Source organism: Tessaracoccus zhenghani (genome assembly GCF_055326325.1).
The window spans coordinates 1-18,563 of record NZ_JBUZNQ010000012.1 but is presented as its reverse complement, the minus strand read 5'-3'; the positions used below and the strand labels follow the sequence as shown (position 1 = coordinate 18,563).

Below are 18,563 nucleotides of genomic sequence, written 5' to 3'. Positions count from 1 at the left end.
GGGATGAGCATTGTCGAACATCGTTCTGGGCGACGGTGACTACGGCGCTCTCGATCTCCGTCACCTCGTCGACGTCGAACGCCTCCAGAAGATACAGGACGAGTTCGCGGCGGACACCGGGCTCGGTGTCATCACCGTGGACTCCACCGGCGCCCCGGTAACCGACCCGTCCCATTTCACCGACTTGTGCCAGTTCCTGAGGAACAACCCGGCGACCAGGCAACTCTGCTACGGCTGCGACGCGCACGGTGGGTTCCAGAGCTCGCTCGAAGGTAAGCCTGTGGTGTACCAGTGCCACGCCGGGCTGGTCGACTTCTCGGTCTCCATCATCATGGGCAACCAGTTCCTCGGCGCGGTAGCAGCCGGACAGGTGCTCCTGACCAGGGGCCAGTACGACCTACGGCAACTGCTGGCTGCTCATTCCACACCGAGCGCGGACCCTGGACTGCAGCATCTGGCCAGCGAGATCAGGACGATCGACGTAGACAAGCTGCACCGAGCCGCCAATGCGATTGCGCAGCTCGTGAACGAGACCCTGTCCAAGCGGTCGCACACCTTCGGCGGCCTGGTCACGACGGGGCCCAACCTGGGGAGGCTGCCGGTCGCAGCCACGGCCGATCTGGTTCCGCTGGTCGACGGCCTTTCCAGGCCGATCCCACTGATCCCGGCCCGACGGCGAGACCAGCTTGACGTGGTAGCCATCAGGCGCAATCTGCACGCCCAGAACGTAGGCGGCAATCTCGAACTACTCGGCTCCTACCTGGACGGTCTGCTGCCCCGATGGAGCCAGAAAGTACCCCGCGACGACCTGCGGAGCCTTGAGGACGCGTTGATCGCGGTTGCCCAGCGCGAGGGCGCGCAGTACGGACGGGAGATGACGATCGCGGTGGCGAGCCGCAATGGGAATCGCCGGGCTGCGATGAACCGCTACGAGTGCCAAGTTCACTGCGAGCGGCTGCTGATCCAGCTGCACGACCTGGTCGAACCGAAACTGGCGGTGAAGGACCGCACGATGGCGAGTCTCCTCAACGAGATCGAAAAGGACCCGACGGTGTTCCTTTCTATTTCCTCAGCGGCACAGTACCTGGCGATATCCGAATCTCACTATTCTCGCCAGTTCAAACAGCACACCGGCCGGAGCCACACCGCCTATGTGACGGCCAAGCGGCTGGAGCGGGCAAAGCTGATGCTGACACACACCGTCAAGCCCATCATGCGCATCGCCACCGAACTCGAGTTCCAGCCTCCCAACTATTTCTCTCGAACGTTCAAGAAGCATGTCGGTCTCACGCCGGGTGAATATCGGCAGCAACAACGTGCCGAACGGCTCGCCGCTGCCGGTTGACCAACGTGGCCCGTCGACGCGCCTCCGCCTCTGATGAATCGTAAGGATCTTCACAATGACCACATTCCAGCTCGACACGTCGATCCGCTTCGGGGCCAACGCCCTCGAAGCGCTGGACAAGCACCGCGATCAACGGGTGTTCCTGGTGACGGACCCCTTCCTGGCGTCCACCGACCTGTTCCGCAAGGCCCGCGCCAGGCTCGGCTCCCAGGTCACCGTGTTCGATGAGGTCGAACCGAACCCGACAGTCGCGCTGGTCGGAAGAGGGACGACGTGCTACCTGAAGGCCGACCCCGAGGTCGTGGTGGCGCTGGGCGGTGGGTCGCCAATCGATGCGGCCAAGGCGATGCATCAGGCTGCGCTTGAAGTCGGCCGTGCCGCGCAGCACGGTTTGGTGGTCGTGCCCACGACGAGCGGATCGGGCTCGGAGGTGACCTCGTTCTCGGTGATCACCGACGAAGTGACGCACGCCAAGATCGCCATGGTGTCGCCAGCCATGCGCCCAGCTGTCGCCATTCTCGACCCGCGCGCGGTCTTGGGCGTTCCGCCCAAGGTCACCGCGGACGCGGGCATGGATGTGCTCACCCACGGTCTCGAGGCCTATGTGGCCACGAACGCCAGCGACTTCTCCGACGCCTTCGCCGAGAAGTCCGTTCGGATGGTGTTCGAGAGCCTCGCCCGCTGCTACGGTCACGGCTCCGATCTCGATGCGCGCGAGCGCATGCACAACGCGTCAACGCTGGCGGCTCTCGCCTTTGACCACGCCGGCCTCGGCATCGTGCACAGCCTGTCCCACGCGCTCGGTGGCCGATACCCGGTGGCGCACGGACGGATCAACGCACTGTTGCTGCCTCATGTGATGGCGTTCAACGCAGCGGAATCGCCAAAGGTCGCGGCGAGGTACGCCCGGCTGGCACGCCTGATGGGCATGGCCAGCGGCAGCACCAAGGCGGGGGTCCTGTCGCTCATCGGCGCTGTCGAACGACTTCGCTCCGAACTGGACATGCCCGCTCGGATCAGCGAAGCCGGCGTCTCGGTCGCCGATCTCCAGGCTTCGACTGACGACATCGCAACCACAGCGCTGAACGACCGCTGCACACCAACCAATCCGGTTCAGCCGACAACAGCTCAACTGACCGCGATCCTGCGTCAGATCCTGTGATGGAACCACTTCCGTTGTGAGCATGTGGGCAACCTCTCCGCCCTACCCGCAGCGGGCCGAAGGAAGGCTAATGATCGACACCGAGAAGACCCGGATCATCCAGGAGTTCGTGCCCGGTAAACAGGTGACACTGGCACACATCATGGCCAATGCCGATCCGCAGCTCCTGCCGAAGATCGGCATTCAGGACAAGGCCTCCGGTTCCGTCGCGGTGATGACACTCACCCCTGGCGAGGCAGCGATCATCGGTGGGGACATCGCCGCGAAGGCTGCGGACGTGGAACTCGCCTACGTCGATCGCTTCTCGGGCTCGCTACTCCTGGTTGGACAACTCGCCGACATCGAGGCCGGTGTGCAGGCCGTGGTAGAGACGCTGGTCGGCGTGCTCGGCTTCACGCCCTGCCCGATCACCCGGACGTAAGGCCCTGGCGTGCGCTCGATTCTGCTGATTGGGAGCGTCGGTGTCGGGAAGACCACCCTGCGACAGCGGCTGCATGGCCACAAACTCAGCTACGCCAAGACCCAGGCTCTCGAGACCGAGCACGGAGTGGTTGACACTCCCGGGGAGTTCCTCGAGTCCCGCATCTACAAGAGCGCACTGATCAACGCCTCATACGCGGTTGATCTCGTTGTCCTGGTGCAAGCCGCGGACGTGCGCGGCACCCGCTTTCCGCCGGGCTTCTCCTCAGCTTTCAACCGTGAGGTCATCGGGGTCGTCACAAAATGCGGGCTGGCGAAGGGACGCCGCGACGACGCCGTCTGGCATCTCAGGCTCGCCGGCGCCAGCAAGGTGTTCTGCGTCGACTCGCTGACCGGTGACGGTCTCGAAGAACTGATAGCCGAACTCCATCGTGACGATGGGACTGCCCACGACCTGGCTCCGACTAAGCCCCGTGCTGGTAGGTGATCCGTCCTTAGCGGTCCGCCGCCGCAGCCCAATTGCGCGACGCGCGCCGGGCCACGAGAGGGTCGGCGCGCGTAGCTGGGCAGGCTGCGCCATCACTCGAGGTTGGCGTGGCGTTCGATGAGTTCGTCATTGGACTGGCCCGTCCGTTCGCGCAACAGCACGACGAGGGAGTCGCAGGCCAACCAAGCCAGCTGCTCAAAGAGAGTGCCGACCGGCTGAATCGACCTGGCCGCAGTTGGCTGGTTGTCTGCGCCGAGGCGGGTCTGGCCGGGCAAGGCGAGATGGGCCGAGGCAATCCGGCTCTTCGTACTTGCGGTGGGTGTGGGCGACACGCCGGGTGAGGCTGGTGGGCTGAGGTAGGGGTCGAGGCCCTCAGGATCAGGAGTTACCACACTCCCTGCCCACGAGGACCTCGACGATGAACCAGCCTACGGGCTGCACGACGTGCTGCCACGCGTCCGATGCCTACTGTGACCGCTGCGACCTGTTGGTGGGCCTTCCCGGCCTCCATGTCATCGGGGTCGAGCGCGACCCGGGCCGATTGCAGATCACCGTCGAGTCGCCGTCCACGGTGATGGGCTGTCCCTCGTGCGGGGTCGTGGCCGGCTCCCACGGTCGACGGACCGTGCGTCTGATCGACACACCCTGCTTCGGCGCACCGAACCGACCGTGGTGTGGTGGCGCAAGCGCACCTGGTCGTGTCCCGAGCCGTCGTGTCCGGTGGGGGTGTTCACCGAGCAGGACGAGCAGGTCGCCCAGCCCCGCGCGATGCTCACCACCCGGGCCTGCCGCTGGGCGACCGAACAAGTCCGACGCGAGCACGCCAGCATCGCCGGGCTGGCCCGCCAGTTGGGCACCACCTGGCGAACGGTGTGGACCAGCATCGAGCCGATCCTGGCCCGTGCCGCCGCCGATGAGTCGCGGTTCGCGGGCGTGACCACCCTCGGCGTGGATGAGCACCTGTGGCACCACGTCAGCCCCCGCCGGCGCGGCCCGAAGGAACTCACCGGCATGGTCGACCTGACCCGTGACAAGGACGGACGCGTCCACGCGCGACTGTTGGACCTCGTGCCGGGCCGCTCGGGCACGGTGTACAAGACGTGGCTCGACCAACGCGGCAAGACGTTCAAGGCTGGGGTGGAAGTCGCCACGTTGGATCCGTTCCGGGGCTACAAGAACGCCATCGACGACAAACTCGCCGACGCCACCGCAGTGCTCGACGCCTTTCATGTGGTCGCTCTCGCCGGCCGGGCTGTCGATGAAGTCCGCCGCCGCGTCCAGCAGGAGATCCACGGCCACCGCGGCCGGTCCGGCAACCCCTTGTACGGGATCCGGAACATCCTCCGCTGTGCGGCCGAGCGGCTCACCGACAAGCAACACGCCCGCCTCACTGCAGCCATCGGCGCTGATGAACGGCACGACGCCGTCTACGTTGCTTGGCAGTGCGCCCAGAAGGTGCGGGCCGCGTACGCCCACCCCGACCCGGCTCGAGGACGCGAGCTCGCCGAGCAAGTCGTCGCCGGCTTCCCCACCTGTCCCATCCCCGCGGCGCAGCGGGAGGCACGACCAGATCGCGCGGCTGGGTCGGACCCTGCGCCAGTGGAAGGACGCCTTCCTGGCCTACTTCGACACCGGCCGAGCATCCAACGGCGGCACCGAAAGCATCAACGGTTTGATCGAGCTCCACCGCCGCATCGCCCGCGGCTTCCGCAACCACAACAACTACCGGCTACGGATGCTCCTCATCGGCGGCGGACTCACCCTCGACCCACCGCAGGTATGAAGAGCCGGCAATCCGTCCGATCGGCCCCGCCGGGTCCGTGGTGATGGTCGCCACCGCAGCACCAGCAGTGTTTGCCTTCTCCGCCATGTTGACCAGGCCGGCGGTGCGTCCGGATCCGGAGATCACCACCAGTAGATCGCCCGTCCTGATTGGTGGAGTGGTTGGTTCACCGACGTAACTGACAGTCTGAATCGCCCCGGGTCTGATGGAGGCTCTCGAACCTGTGAAGGATGATGAGAGTCAAGGGAGCACCGAGGAAGTACAGCGTGGAGTTGCAGCAGCGGGCCACGCGGATGGCGGTCGACGCGCGGAAGGACCCGGAGTCGTCGCGTGGGGCGATCAAACGGGTCGCTGATCAGTTGGGGGTGCATCCGGAGGCGTTGAGGAACTGGGTGCGCCAGGCCGAGGTCGACGGCGGGCTGCGGCCCGGCACGACGACCGATGACTCGCAGCGGCTGGCCGAACTCGAACGTGAGGTTCGCGAGTTGCGCCGGGCCAACGAGATCCTGAAGACGTCGGCCGCTTATGTGGGTGATGTCTGTCAAGCGGGGGTTTGATCGAGGCGTTCGAGGAGGTTGGTGTAGACCTCGGCGCGGCGGGTTTGGCCTTTGGCGCAGGCGTCGTCGCGTTGGGCTTGCAGGGTGGGGCGGTGTTCGATGGTGGTGAAGAACATGGTGCAGGACTCGCAGATGGTTTCGTAGCGGCAGTCGAGCTCGATCGGGCGGGCGCAGTAGCCGTTGCCGAGTAGACGCTTGCTTACCTCAGCGTGCAGGCTGGTCATGGCTGGTCCGGCCGCGTCGGCGGGTAGGCGCACACCTGTTGCGCGCTTGGTGCCGGTGGCGCTCTTTGCGACATCTGTCGTGGTGGGTGTGGTCGTGGCGTAGAGGGACTCGATCTTGCGGGTGACGTTGAAGTATTGGTCGGCGACGGTGCGGTCCCCGATCCGGGCGTAGACCATGGTCATGGACAGGTCAGCGTGTCCGAGCAGAGCGGCGATGGCTTCCAGGCTCATGCCGCGGTTGATGGCTTGGGTGGCAAGGGTGTGACGCAGTTGGTGGGGGTGGACGTGGCCGAGCCCGGCACCGGATGCGGCCTTCGCGACGGCCTTGTCGATGCGGGTCGGTGGGATCGGGCGGCCCCGGTCGAGTAGGAGCAGGTCGCTGGCCTGCCAGTCGGGACGGTCGGCGAGCCAGTCGTCGATCAGGGTCTTCAGCTGCGGGTCCAAGGGGATGTACCGGTCGTTGTGGAGCTTGCCGATGGGGGTGCGCAGCCAATAGCCGGTGCCGATCTGGACGACGGCGTCGATGGTGAGGCCGAGCAGTTCACCGCGCCGCATCCCGGTACGGGCCAGGGTCTGCACGATGAGCCGGTCGAGTCGGTTCGGCAGTGCTCGGGCGGCAGCCATGAACGCGGCTGCCTGGGCGTCGTCGAGGAACTTCGGAAGTGGCTTGTCCAGGCGGGGACGGTCGTCGCGGTACACGGGTACCCGGGCGGGGACGTCGTCGTAGCCCCACTCGATGATCCGGGTGAAGAACGAGCGCAGGTGGCCCATGCGCATGGCCAGGGTCGTCTTGGTCAGCGGCTTGCCTCGGTGTCCCGGCCGTGCTGCGAGCCAGGTCTTGTAGCCCTCGACGTGTGCGCGATCGATGTCCGCGACCCGCACCACCAGGTGAACGTCGCCGTCGCCGCCGGGATCGGTGCCGTGCTGGTCGGCGCTGTGGTGGTGGATGAGGTAACCGGCGAACTGGCGGAGCGTGGTGTCGAACAAGGTGACCGACGCCGGGCGTAGTGACAGGGAGCATTGATGCAGGTAGCGACGCATTGTTGCGGTCATGACCGGGGCGTGGGCTTCGAGGTGGTCCCAGTCGACTTCGGCGACGGGCCGGTGAATCCAGCGTCGTCGCTTGTCCGGGGAGGGTGCTTGGCCACGGTGATGCATGAGCGCGTCGAGCCCGAACAGTGGGGTGGACAGTGACTTGTGCGGGATGGCGTCCTTGCCTGCGGTCACGGACTCGAAGAACACTGTTCGTGCCCGCTGGTAGGCGGCGGGGGTGAGCGCGTCGGGACCCGTACCGGCGATCACGGCAATGCGGGACAGGTGGGTCCACATGCGGCCGATCTCTTTGTCGCAGAACCCGAGCTGAGCGGCCTGGCCGTTGAACCGGTCGTACTGGTCGGGATAGGCGGTACGCAGGTAGACGCCCCAGCGGCATCCAGACCCCGTCACGAAGGCAGGATCGACACACAGGCCAGTCGCCACAGCAGCGTGGGCGGCAAACGACATGACCTCGCTTCGTACGGCCCGCCGGGTCATGACGTCGGCCGCGTTCCAAGCGGCAAGAGTGGTGAAACGCCGGTCGAACCCAGCCACGCCCTGGCGGCGGGTCTGGCGGGCTGCGGGCGTCGCGCCGGCCGCGATGTACGCGTCCGCGAACCAGCGCAGCACGTCGACCGCCTCAGCCACAGCACGGTCCGGCGATGACGTCGGCGCCGGGGACGCACTCACTGGGCCTGTAGAGGGGGTCACGACACCGCTCCGTTGTTGTCGTAGATGTCGGCGAGCACGGTCATGGCGTCGCGATACTGGTCGGCGAGCCAGTCGTTGGACAAGTGCAGGTAAAGGCGAGTCGTGTCGAGGTTCGCGTGCCCCGCCTGGGCCTGGATTGCTTCCAGGCTCATCCCAGCCTCACGCAGGCGAGTGAAGCACGTATGACGCAACTCGTGGCACGTCGCATGAGCGAGCCCGGCTCGGCGGCGGGCTCCGGCGAGGACCTCGTCAAGCCCCGCCGCCGTGAGCGGACGACCCCGGTTGGGGCCCTTCAACACCACGAACACGCGCTCGCCGTCGCCGTCGCGTGGCCGCTCGAGGGACAGGTAGGCGTGTAGGTGAGTGAAGAACAACGGATCGACCGGGACGATCCGTTCGTGACCGCCCTTGCCCGCACAGATGAACACGCGCTGGTCGCCTGGCTGGATATCGGTGAACCGCACGCCGAGGACTTCGCAACGCCGTAGCCCGGCGCGCAGCATGAGCGTGACCATCGCCAGGTCCCGTTGCGTGCGCAGCGCGTTCGTCAGCGCGACGGCCTCACCCGGAGCGAGGATGCGCGGCAGACGCTTCGGGGCCCGGACCAGCGGTGCCCCTCGCAGCGACCGTGTCCTAGGGGTGATCGATCGCGGGACGGGCTGGCGCTCGCACACGCCACGCGCGATGAGGTAGTCGAACAACGAGGTCACCGTCGCCAACCGGCGCTTGATCGTGGAGGCCGCCAACCCCTGCTCGCCATCGGACAGGCGCACCACGTTCCCACCACGTCGTGGCTGGCGTTGTGCCTCGATGAACGCCAACACGTCCGCAGTCCCCACGGCCAGCGGCCGCTTACCCACCACGGTAAAGAAGACCTTCAAGTCGAAAGCCTGCGCCGTCACCGAGTTCGGACGCAGCCGCGCCGCAGTGAACCGCAGATACTCATCCAACAGCGCGTCACCCAACTCGGGAGCGGCGCCGCGCGAGCGGGCAAGGACAGGCACGAACAACTCCATCAACAGCTCCAGCCACGAGAACGACGACCACATCGTCGACCCCGTCACGAACCGCCATCCACCCGGAGTCGAGATCACCTACATATCAAGCCCTTCTTCGCGGCGAAGAACACTCCCGGCAGGAGTGCTTCGAGATGATCGATGCGGAGAAGGCGAACTACACGATCACCCGCATGTGCCGGCTGTTGGAGGTGGACCGGCGCCGCTACTACGAGTGGCGCCGACGCCAGGCTGCCGGCCCGACCGCGCGGGAGCAGCGGCTGGCCGAGTTGACCGTGCGGATCAAGGCCCATCACAAGGCCTCGGACGGCACCTACGGGGCGCCCAGGATCCTGCACGACCTGCGCGAGGAGGGTGAGACGGTGTCGGTCAAGACGGTCGCGAAATGCATGCGGCAAGCCGAGATAGCCGGGATCAGCCCGCGTACCTGGCATCCGCCGACCACCACTGTCGGGCCGAACCCTGACCCGGCACCGGACCGGGTCCAGCGGGTCTTCGATCAGGGCCTGCCGAACATCGTGTGGCACTCTGACATCACCTACCTGGCCACCGGCGAGGGCTGGGCCTACCTGTGCACGATCCGGGACGGTCACACCCGCCGGGTCCTGGGCAGGACAGTCGCCGACCACCTCCGCGCCGATCTGGTCGAGGATGCCCTACGCCAAGCTGTCGCCCTGCGCGGTCACCTGCCCGGCAACGTCATTTTCCACGCCGACAGGGGCTGTCAATACACCAGCGAGCAGATCGCCAAGGCCGCCGGCGAGTTGGGCCTGCTGCGGTCGATGGGACGCACCGGCGTGTGCTGGGACAACGCCGCCGCGGAATCGTTCTGGTCCACGTTCAAGAACGAGTACTACCACCGGCACGTGTTCCCCACGATCGCCGCCGCCCGGCAGGGCGCCTACACCTGGATCGACTCCTGGTACAACGCCCGCCGACGCCACTCAGCGATCGGCTACATCAGCCCGCTACAGTACGAACACCACCTGGCCCGACAGGCCAACCAGACGGCTCCCAAGGCCGCCTGACCAAACAACCACCTGTCCGGAATCCGGGGTCAACCTCACAAGGGATTTGCTACGCGTCGTGGTTGGCGAACTCCAGCCAGATGTCGGCGTGGCAGGCGACGTCGAGGGAGCAGGTGCAGGCCAGGTTCAGACCCCGCAATTGCATGCTGCCTTGTTCGGCCAACAGCGGGTTCCGTTCGAGGTAGCAGCGGAAGTGCGCCACCGCCGAGGCGTGGCCGGCCGGAGACCGTGAGGCAACCGGGTAAGGGTTGGCCCACCTGGTTGGGGTGGACACGTTGACCGTCGCCCCCACCAGGACATGGAGCTCCCCGCGTGGAGTGCGGATCCGGGTCGGGGTGTTTGGCCTGGGTTGAGTCCTAGCGGCATCCACCAGGCGATCGGCGAAGGCTGCCGCGTCGAGCCGTACCTGCCTGAGGTCGAAGGGAACCTGCAGCCGGCGGGCGTCGACCAACAGGTTCACCTCGGTCAAGGTCAACACGGTCACGTCCTCGGTTGCTTGGAGGGTGCGTCGCTGTCGTTGGGTGAGTTCGACGATGCGGTCAGCAGGCGTGCCGGCGGCCAGACGCTGCCGATGGCTTGCTCCCAGGCGGATCCCCGCGGTCTGCAGTTCCCCGGGGGTGTCGGCAAACAGGTCGGGTCCTCCCATGTAGAGCATTCAGCGGTCCGCTTGCTCGAGCAGCAGGGACGGCTGTGCGGGGTGGCGTAACCAGCGTCCTGCTCGGTAGTTGGCGAGGCGCCAGTCGTTTCGCTCGCTCAGCCAAGGGGTGATGTGCTGATCGCAGCACCACATGACGCCGTCGACATACTCGCATCCGCACCGCTGTCTGCGAACATGAGCCCCCGCATAGTAGCCGGTCATCGCGTCGTGGGGACGATAGCCGGTGCCCACCTCGGTGTGGGTGCACCAGGGGCAGCGCACCGTCACGTCGACGTCCTGGCTCATCATGCGAACCTCCAGTCAGTGGTGATGGTCTTGAGTGCGGCACGCGATCGCGGGGGTTCAGGACGCAATGGGTTCGACGGCGTCCGGCTCGCGGACGTCGGGGTCCTTGGGTGACCTGGTCAGGCGGACACGTTCGGTGTCGGAGACCTCGTAGCCCAACTGCTCCAGCAGCCCGTAGAAGTCGGCCAGGTCGAGGTCAATGTCGGGCCACGCGTACGGGTTGCGTTCGCTCGCGTGAAGTTGCACCAGCAGGACGTGCTCGGGCGTGGCCCTGGGGAACCGGGCCCGCCACTGGTCGATCGTCGGTTGACCGGTGTCGAAACCCATGAGGCGATCGAGGTCCCAAGTTGACCAGTGACTGCGCCGCAGGGTGGCGTCCGCGAACGCCGCGGTAATGATGGCCCGTTCCGGTGCGGTCAACTTGCGGGTGAGGGTGTCGAGCACGAACTGGTCACGCAGGGCGAGGGCCTGTTCGCCTTCGGCCTGGTGGGCGTCGCGCTGGGCTCGTTCGCGGGCGCGTTCGGCAGCATCCTCTGCTTCCTGGGCGGCGAACTCGTCGGCGTCCGGCTTCGGCTGCCACAGCGACACTGAAGCGCTGTAGCGTCCGGCCTCGAACACGGCGTCGGCGGGGTACTCGTCGGCGTCCCCGATCTCGTCGGTCTTCTGGAACTGTGCGACCAGCTGGTAGTCCCGCCACGTTGTCGCCTCCGGTGGGAGGGGATCGAACCCGAGCGCGGCCAGCTTGTCGACGACCGGCTGCTGGGCCTTGCGCTTGTTGCGGAGGTCGCGTGCGTTCGCGAGTTGCCAGCCCCAGTTCGACGTGCCGGCGGCGTGCATCAGGAGGGTCACGGTTTCGACGTCGTCGAACTCCCCGATCGCTGCAGCGTCCTCGAGCGAGAGTAGGCGGGCGTGGACCTTCTCGCGGGCCGGTTCGGGCAGGGCGAGGAGCTTCAGGCGGCTGTCGATCGTCTTCCGGGTGCGGCCGGTGCGTCGGGCGATCGCGGTGCCCTTCACGCCGAGGTCGAGGAGCTGCTGGTAGCCCTCTGCCTCCTCGATCGCGCTGAGGTCGCAGCGTTGCAAGTTCTCGATGAGCATCAACTCGACCTGGGCAGTGGCGGTGAGGTCGGGGTCGACGGCGGCGGGGACCTCATTGAGGCCAGCCAGGGAGGAGGCTGCCAGACGGCGGTGGCCCATCACGGCCCGGTAGCGGTCGGCGCCGGCGGGGACCAGGAGAAGGTTCTGACGAATGCCCTGGGCGCGGATGCTGTCGGCGAGTTCGGTGAGGTCACCAAGATCTCGGCGCGGGTTCCGTGGATGGGGATCGATCAGGTGGACGGGGATCAACTGGATGTCAAGCATGAGCAAGCCTTCCGGGGGGCAGGGACTCGCTCCGCCGCCACCCGGCGAGCGGAGCCGGTGATCGCAAGGGCGGCCTCTGAGGCGAGCAGGAGCAGGCCGGGCACGGCCCAGCCCCAGAGCGGCGAGAGCAGGGCCCCGGTGAGGCACAGCGTCGCCACCATGATCCATCCGATCCACTGCCGGATCTTGGTGGGCCGCTGGCTCACATAGCGGATCCACAACAGGAGCGGTGCGGCCACCAAGACGGCGGGTATGAGGGCGGACGTCACGGCATCCCACACGCCGAACTGGGCGAGGGTGCCTAGCAGGGCGAGTGCCGCGAACGCGGCCGGCACCCCGAACACGAGGTAGCCGGTCCACGTGTTGATGTGGGTCCAGGCCTTCATCAGGTGGCGCCCTCTCCGGAGGGGACCAGGTCGGCGACCTCGTTGGCGTCGCAGCGCTTGCAGAAGTGGATGATCAGGGCGGGTTCCCCCAAGAAGTCCAGAGGCTTCCAGTTCCCCCACCGATGGCCCTGCTCCTCACAGATCGCTGCTGCGCGGCAGCCAGGGCAGGTGGCGTGATCGGGGGTGAGGTGCCAAGGTTCGGGCCTGCCGCTCAGGTCATGGATGGCGGCCTCAATGGACGGCCAGTAGTGGAGGCGGCCCGCAGCGTCCTGGACGACCACAGGGCAGTGATCGCAGCGAACCGAAACACACAGCTCGAGGTCGATCGCCATGGTCAGGCTTCCCATCGGCGGGAACTCTGGGAGGCAGCGGGAGCCACGCTCAGGCCGCCGCCCCCCAGACGTGCCGGGTTGCTGGTGATGAGGGGTTTGTGGTGGGTCATCTCGAGCTCACTTCCGGGACGGCTGCTTTCGTCCACCAGAAGGTGCCAGACGAGGGGGCGCGGTGACGCGTGCGGGCTCAGCGGCCCGAACACCCGCGGGGCCGGGCACCGATACCACTCGGTGTGATTCCCGGTCCCATCGGGTGACAGGTCAGGCAGCTCACGGGCACCACCCCGCTGCGCCGGCCTGGCCTGGGGGGCCAGACGAATCCGGCCGCGACCAGTGTAGGGGCCCACCACTGGCGCGGTCATGCTCCGAACCGGTCGTCATGGTGCCGGTACTCGGTGAACTCACGATCAGGCGAGTTCAATTGGTCGAGCAGCCAGGGCTCGCAGGCGGGCCACAGCAGCACCAGCGCCTGCATGTCCAGGGTCACCAAGGCGTTCCACACCGACTCCTGGTCGTCGCCGTCGGACAGGACGAACACGCCGGCGCGAGGCTTCAGTGCGGGTGGCGCCTCCAGTGCGGCGGGAACGGTGAAGATGACGACCGGCGCGGCTTCCCAGTGCGCGGCGATCGCCTGCGGTTCGACCCAGCGCAGGCCGGGGATCGTGGGGTGCTGGTCGCCGAGTGCCACACCGATCGGGTCACCGGAGCGCAGCAGCGGACGGGTCCACAGCCACGGCGCCTCGGCGTAACCGTCGATGCGCAGGATTGCCGCCCTCAGCACAGCGTCGATGAGCCTCTTGACGGGGCTTCCCGCCCAGCTGGGGCTGGGTTCGCATGCCGAGGTGGCAGCGTGGGCGGCCTTGACCACCTCGACGGGGTCCAGGTGTTCGACCGGTTGGAACCGGTAGGGGGCGGGCTGGTGGCGGTCGACGAGCTTGGTGCGGCCGTGCTCGGCCAGCCATCCCAGTGCATGGGTGTTCTCCTGGCGGATGAGGTTGCCGACCTCGTTGGCCGCCCCGATCACGAAGTGCTCCTGCAGCAGGCCCTCGTTGAAGGCTGCCATGGTGCGCGGGATCAGGACTCGCCACTCGCGTGCGGCGGTGACGAGCAGATCGAGGTGGTCATCGGTGAGGAGGGTGGCGTCGGTCATCAGGATCAGCTCCTGTGCTCGGGGCGGTGGTGAGTCGCCCGCAGGGGTTGGTGTGTTGTTCTGCTGCTCCTCAGTCCAGCAGCCCGTTCTTGGCCGGTCCATCGCATGTGGGGCAGCCCCGGGGTGAGGTGTCAGCTGGCGAGTTTGCGGGGCGGATGCCCGGGGACCCAGTGCGGGGATCTTTCTTTACCATCCGACCACGCCGTGCCGGCGGCAATCCCGGTGTAGGAGTCGGCGCGTGCCCAGGCGCGGCACTCGGCGGTGATTGGGCACCAGCTGCATACCCGCAGCAGCGGGGCGGCGGCCTGTTCGGCTTCGGCTTGGTCGCTGGCTTGGGTGTGCAGCTGCTCCTGGGTGTCCCACAGGTGCTTCATGCCGCGGCATGCGGCGGCCACCAGGTGCCAGGCGGCCGCTTGTGCTTGGGCCTCCCTGCCCTTGGCCGGCGCCACGATCAGACCACCTCGGCGTGCCGGAACCAGGATCGCCGCACGGCGCTGATGGCCGCAGCAAGCCCGATCAACCCGGCGCCGGCCAGGATCGCTAGGCGGGGCAGATCCAGGCCTGCGCCGTCCGCACCGGGGATGGCCAGCAGCGGGTGGTTAGCGGCGGCCACCAAGATTCCGTGGTCGACCAGGTAGGAGGCGCCCATGAGCCACAGGCTGCCGGCGCTGGCGGCGGCCGCGCCGAAGGCCACCGCCCCGACGATCACCAGGATCACCTCTTCCTCGGGGCTGTCGGCCCAGCCGTGACTGCTTGGTGCGGTGCTCACAGGTCCTCCTCGGGTCGTCTTACCAGTAGGCGTTCGTCATCGGATACGGACAGGGATCCGCTCTCGTCGCCGTCGCCGCGCCAGGACAGCGCGACACAGCCGGGGGCGGCCAGGTCGTCGTCGGGCATCTCGTCGATAACCGCCCAAGATCCGCTGCCCTCGTCGACTTCGATGAGGTCTCCGACCATCAGGTCGCGCGGTGAGCAGTGGACGGGCTCTCCGTAGCCCAGATAGTCATCCTGCGCCTCCGGCGTGTAGCCGGCTGCCGTCAGCGGGCCATCGCCGTCGGGGGTGTCCAGTCCGGTCAGGTCGGGATGCCGAACCCTCCGCCCGCCGCCGTCCGGGGTGGTGATGCCCAGGGACGCCATGGCAGAGGCGAGCTCACGTCCGTCAGGCCGTTCTTGGTCGGGGTCGAAAGCAAGCGGGTCCAGGTCGGGCCGCTCCGACGCCAGAGCGAACTCGGCCCCCAGGTAGTCGGTGAACGTCGGGGGCGTGCCCTCATCGTTGGGCTCGGGAGGGACGATGACCAGACGTGGCCACTTCGCGCGGGGGGGCCGGATCTGCTGCAGCAGCGTGTACTCCTCGGATCCTTCCTCGGCGTCCATGTCGGGGAACCGGTAGCACTGGACCTCGACGGCGCGCCCCTCTGCGTTGGTGGCGATCGCCCGGCCGGTGCGATCGCGGGGCAGGGAGACGCCGGTGGCCGGGTTCTCCCACATCATCATGGCGCCCTGAGGGCTGAGCCGGCCCATGCTGACCCGGAAGCCGAAGTTGTCCCGCATCTCCCCGCCCAAGAACTCAGCGTCGGGTCGTTGGGTGAACACCACCAGGTGGATCCGGGCGGTGCGCCCCTTACGGGCCAGGCTGGCGACCTGTTCGAACGTGACCGGCTTGGTCGGGTCGCCCTTGACCTTGATGCGCTGGTACCAGGCCAGCAGGTTGGCGCGGAAGTCGGTGTATTCGTCAACGAAGACGAACAGCGGCTCGAAGTCGTTGACGGTCGCCAGGCCGTCCTCGATGAGCTGGTAGCGGTATTCCATCAGCTCCCACGCGCGATGGATCACCGCAACCTGTTGCGTGACCGCGCCGGCGATGATCTGCACATTGGGCCAGTCCCGGAACGCCAGGAACTCCACACGCTTGCCGTCGACCACCCACACCGGCCAGGCGCGGCGGGTGATCTCCCCCAGCATGCCGTGGCCGGTGCTGGTCTTGCCGGTACCCGTGCCGCCGATCACCAGAGCCTGCGGGACGATCGCGGGACGCCACTTGATCACCTCGCCGTCCTCGTCGATGGCCAGGGGGATCCACGCGTTGCGGTAGTTCTTCAGCACCTCGTCGGGATCATCCAGGGGTGTGGGTTGCAGCCACACGCTCTGCGGGAGGGTGGGGCGGATTTCGAAGCGGACGGTGTCGTTCTCCAGGTCCCATCGGGCGCGCCACCGACCCGGCATCATCGTCGAGATCGTCCGCTCGATCCGGTTGCGGTACCCCGACGCTGCCAGCTTCGGTCCGGCCTCATGGGTGACCGTGATGGCCGACAGCGTGTCCCCGTCGAGCTCGGCGTCGATCGTCTTGGCCGTGGGGCCCATCAGCTCCTTGATGGCTCGCTCACACCGCACCTGCGAGTACGGCGGTTCGTCGACTTCCAAGTCTGCGTTGGTGGCCCGGCGCAGCTCCAGCAACCCCTTGGCGCGGCGATGCTGGCGGACCACGTACGGCGCCAGCAGGTTCGCCTCGACCACGGCCAGTACCTCGGACACCCACAGCGGGTCATCGGCAGGCGCCGCTGGCGCGTACTGCAGTTGGATGCGAATCGGGGCACCCAGCCAGCCACCCTTCCACCGGGACGTGCGCAACACGCGACGATCAAGTTGCCGGATCCTCAACAGGGGTGCCAACGCCTCCAGCAGTCGGTCCTCCAACTTGCGTCGCTGGTGGGTCCTCTCCCCCACCACGCCGGTCCCCATTCCGGCAAACGCCGCTGCGACGAGTGCCGGCACTGCCAGATGGTCGGCCGCAACCAGGGGAGCAGCCCCGAACGCGGCCACCCCGCAGCCGGCCACGACCATCGAGTCTCGCCAGTGCGTCGCCGGCCGGGGCGGAACGCGCACCGCCGGCTCTGCCGGCGTCACCGGCCTACGGGCGGGTGGTCGCCGGGTCATGGCCATAGGGTTCCTCACCTCGGTTGTTCTGGTCTCACCACGAAGAAGGTGCCCCTCAGCTGCCTCTGGTGACACGCCGGTGCCGAAGTGGTGTGCTCTCGGTGGGACATCGTGAGGGGTGCGTTGGCAGTCAACAGCCGCAGTGTGCCGAGCCTGCTGGTCCGCACCTGTCCGTCCGTAGCATGCGAGCTCGGGGGCAAGGGACCGCTACTTGGCGCCTTGACACCCCACCTAGAGTCGCCCTCGACGGGTTCTCGGAGAGGTTCGGACGAGGGCGCCCCTAGATGAGGCGCGGCAGGGCAACGATGCTGCTGCCTGCAAGGTTCTCGCGCAATTTGTCAGTGTCTCGCCTTCTTGTCAGCGCGATTGACAGGCTCTTGGCACCTTTTACGAGGCTGCCCGCGCGACTCGGATCCCCGAGCGATTGGATTGGCGGGCCCGCAGTTTCGCGCTCAGCTGGCCACTTGCCAAAGCGCCTGGAACGGCTGCGGTGATCGCGGGCAGGTGCTGACCCGGCCACGTCTGGCAGGCGGTCCGGCTTCGCCAGTTGTTGTCCTGAGACACCGTTGCGTGCCCGGCTGGGATGCCTTGCCAGACATCGGGCTAGGTCAGGGCTCACGCACGAAGATCCTGACAGCTCGGATGAGAAGGTTCATTCGGGCGGCTCGATCCCCTCCGGCTTGGGGGTCTCGTCAGCACGCCCGACCCAGCTAGGGCGTGTCTCCCATATGTTGAGTGAGGCTCGCGGCAGTCTGGTCGGGTGAGGTCGACGGGTTCGCGGTATCGGGTGTTCACGGATGAGCAGTGGGAGCGGATCGAGCCGCTGCTTCCCTCGAATGAGGGGCGCCGCGGTCACCCGTTCGGCGACAACCGTCGGGTCGTGGAGGGGATCGCGTACCGGTTCCGCACGGGGATCCCGTGGCGTGATCTGCCTCGCGACGAGTTCGGTCCGTGGCAGACGGTATGGAAGCGGCACCGTCGTTACGCCGGCGACGGCACCTGGGATCGGGTGCTGACGCGGATCCTCGCTGAGGCGGATGCGGCGGGGAAGATCGACTGGGCGGTGTCGGTGGACGCGACGATCGCGCGTGCGCATCAGCACGCGACGAACACGACCCGCCCGGAGCAGGACACAGGGGGCAGGATCGAATTACAGGAATCTGCCCTGGCAGGAGGTTGAACCGCCGGGGCACGGTATCGGCCGCTCCCGCGGCGGACTGACGACGAAGATCCACCAGGCCGTCGACGGCCACGGGCGGCCGTTGGCGATGATCGTCACCGGCGGTCAGCGCAACGATGGCGCGATGCTTGCCGAGGTGCTCGCGCAGATCCACGTCCCGCGGGCGGGCGCGGGACGCCCGCGCACCCGCCCTGATGCGGTGATCGCAGACCGTGCCTACGCGACCGGCGTGATCCGCAGCGAGCTGCGCCGCCGCGGGATCAAGGCCGTCATTCCCGACAAGCGCGATCAGGCCGCCGCACGGAAACGGCGCGGCAGCAACGGCGGCAGACCGCCCGGGCTCGACGCCGACGCCTACAGGGGCCGCAACGTCGTCGAGCGATTCTTCGCTCTCGCCAAGCAGTGGCGCGGCATCGCGACCCGGTACGACAAACTCGCCATCACCTACCGCGCCGGCGTCACCCTCAGCGCCATCCTGACCTGGCAACGGCTATTGGGAGACACGTCCTAG

Annotated in this window: 21 protein-coding genes and 1 pseudogene; 9 read left to right on the top strand and 13 right to left on the bottom strand. The window is 67.4% G+C overall.

Annotated elements, in window-relative coordinates; all coding sequences use genetic code 11:
* Nucleotides 1-10 precede the first annotated feature (10 nt).
* The 4 genes from ACZK4S_RS14815 (at nucleotide 11) to ACZK4S_RS14800 (ending at nucleotide 3,414) form a co-directional block, all read left to right on the top strand.
* On the top strand, nucleotides 11-1,345 hold the full coding sequence (locus ACZK4S_RS14815; protein WP_459018344.1) for a PocR ligand-binding domain-containing protein: 1,335 nt from the start codon (nucleotides 11-13) through the stop codon (nucleotides 1,343-1,345).
* Nucleotides 1,346-1,400: 55 nt separating this feature from the next.
* Nucleotides 1,401-2,507: a 1-propanol dehydrogenase PduQ gene (locus ACZK4S_RS14810; protein ID WP_459018342.1), complete on the top strand. Its 1,107-nt coding sequence runs from the start codon at nucleotides 1,401-1,403 to the stop codon at nucleotides 2,505-2,507.
* A gap of 70 nt (nucleotides 2,508-2,577) precedes the next feature.
* On the top strand, nucleotides 2,578-2,928 hold the full coding sequence (locus ACZK4S_RS14805; protein ID WP_345045374.1) for a BMC domain-containing protein: 351 nt from the start codon (nucleotides 2,578-2,580) through the stop codon (nucleotides 2,926-2,928).
* A gap of 9 nt (nucleotides 2,929-2,937) precedes the next feature.
* The gene (locus ACZK4S_RS14800; protein WP_459018340.1) at nucleotides 2,938-3,414 is read left to right on the top strand and encodes a EutP/PduV family microcompartment system protein; all 477 of its coding nucleotides are present in this window, start codon (nucleotides 2,938-2,940) and stop codon (nucleotides 3,412-3,414) included.
* A 92-nt stretch (nucleotides 3,415-3,506) separates the two neighbouring features.
* Here ACZK4S_RS14800 and ACZK4S_RS14795 read toward each other — a convergent pair whose 3' ends face one another.
* The gene (locus ACZK4S_RS14795) at nucleotides 3,507-3,746 is read right to left on the bottom strand and encodes a phosphoheptose isomerase family protein (RefSeq protein ID WP_459018338.1); all 240 of its coding nucleotides are present in this window, start codon (nucleotides 3,744-3,746) and stop codon (nucleotides 3,507-3,509) included.
* 436 nt (nucleotides 3,747-4,182) lie between these two features.
* Between ACZK4S_RS14795 and ACZK4S_RS14790 the strand changes: the two are divergent.
* Both ACZK4S_RS14790 and ACZK4S_RS14785 read left to right on the top strand, forming a co-directional pair.
* A pseudogene (locus tag ACZK4S_RS14790) lies at nucleotides 4,183-4,959 on the top strand (ISL3 family transposase); the annotation flags it as partial.
* Entirely contained in the window at nucleotides 4,847-5,197 is a 351-nt protein-coding gene (locus tag ACZK4S_RS14785) for a transposase (protein ID WP_459020447.1), read from the top strand. The pseudogene ACZK4S_RS14790 and the gene ACZK4S_RS14785, both read left to right, overlap by 113 nt.
* Here the strand turns inward: ACZK4S_RS14785 and ACZK4S_RS14780 are convergent.
* Entirely contained in the window at nucleotides 5,144-5,323 is a 180-nt protein-coding gene (locus ACZK4S_RS14780) for a phosphoheptose isomerase family protein (RefSeq protein ID WP_459020446.1), read from the bottom strand. The two genes, ACZK4S_RS14785 and ACZK4S_RS14780, sit on opposite strands and share 54 nt — an antisense overlap.
* A gap of 104 nt (nucleotides 5,324-5,427) precedes the next feature.
* Between ACZK4S_RS14780 and ACZK4S_RS14775 the strand changes: the two genes are divergently transcribed.
* Nucleotides 5,428-5,754 carry a transposase gene (locus ACZK4S_RS14775; protein ID WP_459018336.1) on the top strand — a complete coding sequence of 109 codons (327 nt, stop codon included), beginning with the start codon at nucleotides 5,428-5,430 and terminating at the stop codon, nucleotides 5,752-5,754.
* Here ACZK4S_RS14775 and ACZK4S_RS14770 read toward each other — a convergent pair.
* Together ACZK4S_RS14770 and ACZK4S_RS14765 are read right to left on the bottom strand one after the other, a co-directional pair.
* Nucleotides 5,739-7,661, bottom strand: coding sequence for a tyrosine-type recombinase/integrase (locus ACZK4S_RS14770; RefSeq protein WP_459018334.1), 1,923 nt, complete (start codon nucleotides 7,659-7,661; stop codon nucleotides 5,739-5,741). The genes ACZK4S_RS14775 and ACZK4S_RS14770 overlap by 16 nt on opposite strands.
* Nucleotides 7,662-7,720: 59 nt before the next feature.
* Complete coding sequence (locus tag ACZK4S_RS14765) at nucleotides 7,721-8,773, bottom strand: tyrosine-type recombinase/integrase (RefSeq protein ID WP_463644791.1); 1,053 nt, start codon at nucleotides 8,771-8,773, stop codon at nucleotides 7,721-7,723.
* A 23-nt stretch (nucleotides 8,774-8,796) separates the two neighbouring features.
* Here ACZK4S_RS14765 and ACZK4S_RS14760 point away from each other — a divergent pair, with 23 nt between their 5' ends.
* Nucleotides 8,797-9,768: an IS3 family transposase gene (locus ACZK4S_RS14760; protein ID WP_463644792.1), complete on the top strand. Its 972-nt coding sequence runs from the start codon at nucleotides 8,797-8,799 to the stop codon at nucleotides 9,766-9,768.
* A 49-nt stretch (nucleotides 9,769-9,817) separates the two neighbouring features.
* Here the strand turns inward: ACZK4S_RS14760 and ACZK4S_RS14755 are convergent, their stop codons facing one another.
* From ACZK4S_RS14755 to ACZK4S_RS14715, 9 genes are all read right to left on the bottom strand, one after another.
* Complete coding sequence (locus tag ACZK4S_RS14755) at nucleotides 9,818-10,414, bottom strand: DUF4326 domain-containing protein (protein WP_459018377.1); 597 nt, start codon at nucleotides 10,412-10,414, stop codon at nucleotides 9,818-9,820.
* 9 nt (nucleotides 10,415-10,423) lie between these two features.
* Nucleotides 10,424-10,711, bottom strand: a complete 288-nt coding sequence (locus ACZK4S_RS14750) for a hypothetical protein (RefSeq protein ID WP_463644790.1) — start codon at nucleotides 10,709-10,711, stop codon at nucleotides 10,424-10,426.
* A 57-nt stretch (nucleotides 10,712-10,768) separates the two neighbouring features.
* Nucleotides 10,769-12,070 (bottom strand): ParB/RepB/Spo0J family partition protein, encoded by a 1,302-nt coding sequence (locus tag ACZK4S_RS14745; protein ID WP_459018373.1) that lies wholly within the window; start codon nucleotides 12,068-12,070, stop codon nucleotides 10,769-10,771.
* On the bottom strand, nucleotides 12,052-12,456 hold the full coding sequence (locus ACZK4S_RS14740) for a hypothetical protein (RefSeq protein ID WP_459018372.1): 405 nt from the start codon (nucleotides 12,454-12,456) through the stop codon (nucleotides 12,052-12,054). The genes ACZK4S_RS14745 and ACZK4S_RS14740 overlap by 19 nt, the downstream gene beginning before the upstream one ends.
* Complete coding sequence (locus tag ACZK4S_RS14735; RefSeq protein ID WP_459018371.1) at nucleotides 12,456-12,803, bottom strand: hypothetical protein; 348 nt, start codon at nucleotides 12,801-12,803, stop codon at nucleotides 12,456-12,458. The genes ACZK4S_RS14740 and ACZK4S_RS14735 overlap by 1 nt, the downstream gene beginning before the upstream one ends.
* A gap of 343 nt (nucleotides 12,804-13,146) precedes the next feature.
* Nucleotides 13,147-13,938, bottom strand: coding sequence for a hypothetical protein (locus ACZK4S_RS14730; RefSeq protein ID WP_459018370.1), 792 nt, complete (start codon nucleotides 13,936-13,938; stop codon nucleotides 13,147-13,149).
* A 131-nt stretch (nucleotides 13,939-14,069) separates the two neighbouring features.
* Nucleotides 14,070-14,387, bottom strand: a complete 318-nt coding sequence (locus ACZK4S_RS14725; RefSeq protein WP_459018369.1) for a hypothetical protein — start codon at nucleotides 14,385-14,387, stop codon at nucleotides 14,070-14,072.
* 2 nt (nucleotides 14,388-14,389) lie between these two features.
* Nucleotides 14,390-14,707, bottom strand: coding sequence for a hypothetical protein (locus ACZK4S_RS14720; RefSeq protein ID WP_459018367.1), 318 nt, complete (start codon nucleotides 14,705-14,707; stop codon nucleotides 14,390-14,392).
* A complete protein-coding gene (locus tag ACZK4S_RS14715; RefSeq protein ID WP_459018366.1) occupies nucleotides 14,704-16,872 on the bottom strand; it encodes a hypothetical protein in 2,169 nt (722 codons plus the stop codon). The genes ACZK4S_RS14720 and ACZK4S_RS14715 overlap by 4 nt, the downstream gene beginning before the upstream one ends.
* A 787-nt stretch (nucleotides 16,873-17,659) precedes the next feature.
* Between ACZK4S_RS14715 and ACZK4S_RS14710 the strand changes: the two genes are divergently transcribed.
* Nucleotides 17,660-18,563, top strand: a protein-coding gene (locus ACZK4S_RS14710) for an IS5 family transposase (RefSeq protein WP_463643408.1) whose coding sequence is annotated in 2 segments (ribosomal slippage) — nucleotides 17,660-17,982 and nucleotides 17,981-18,563 — 906 coding nt in all. Because the reading frame shifts where the segments join, the coding sequence is not laid out codon by codon here.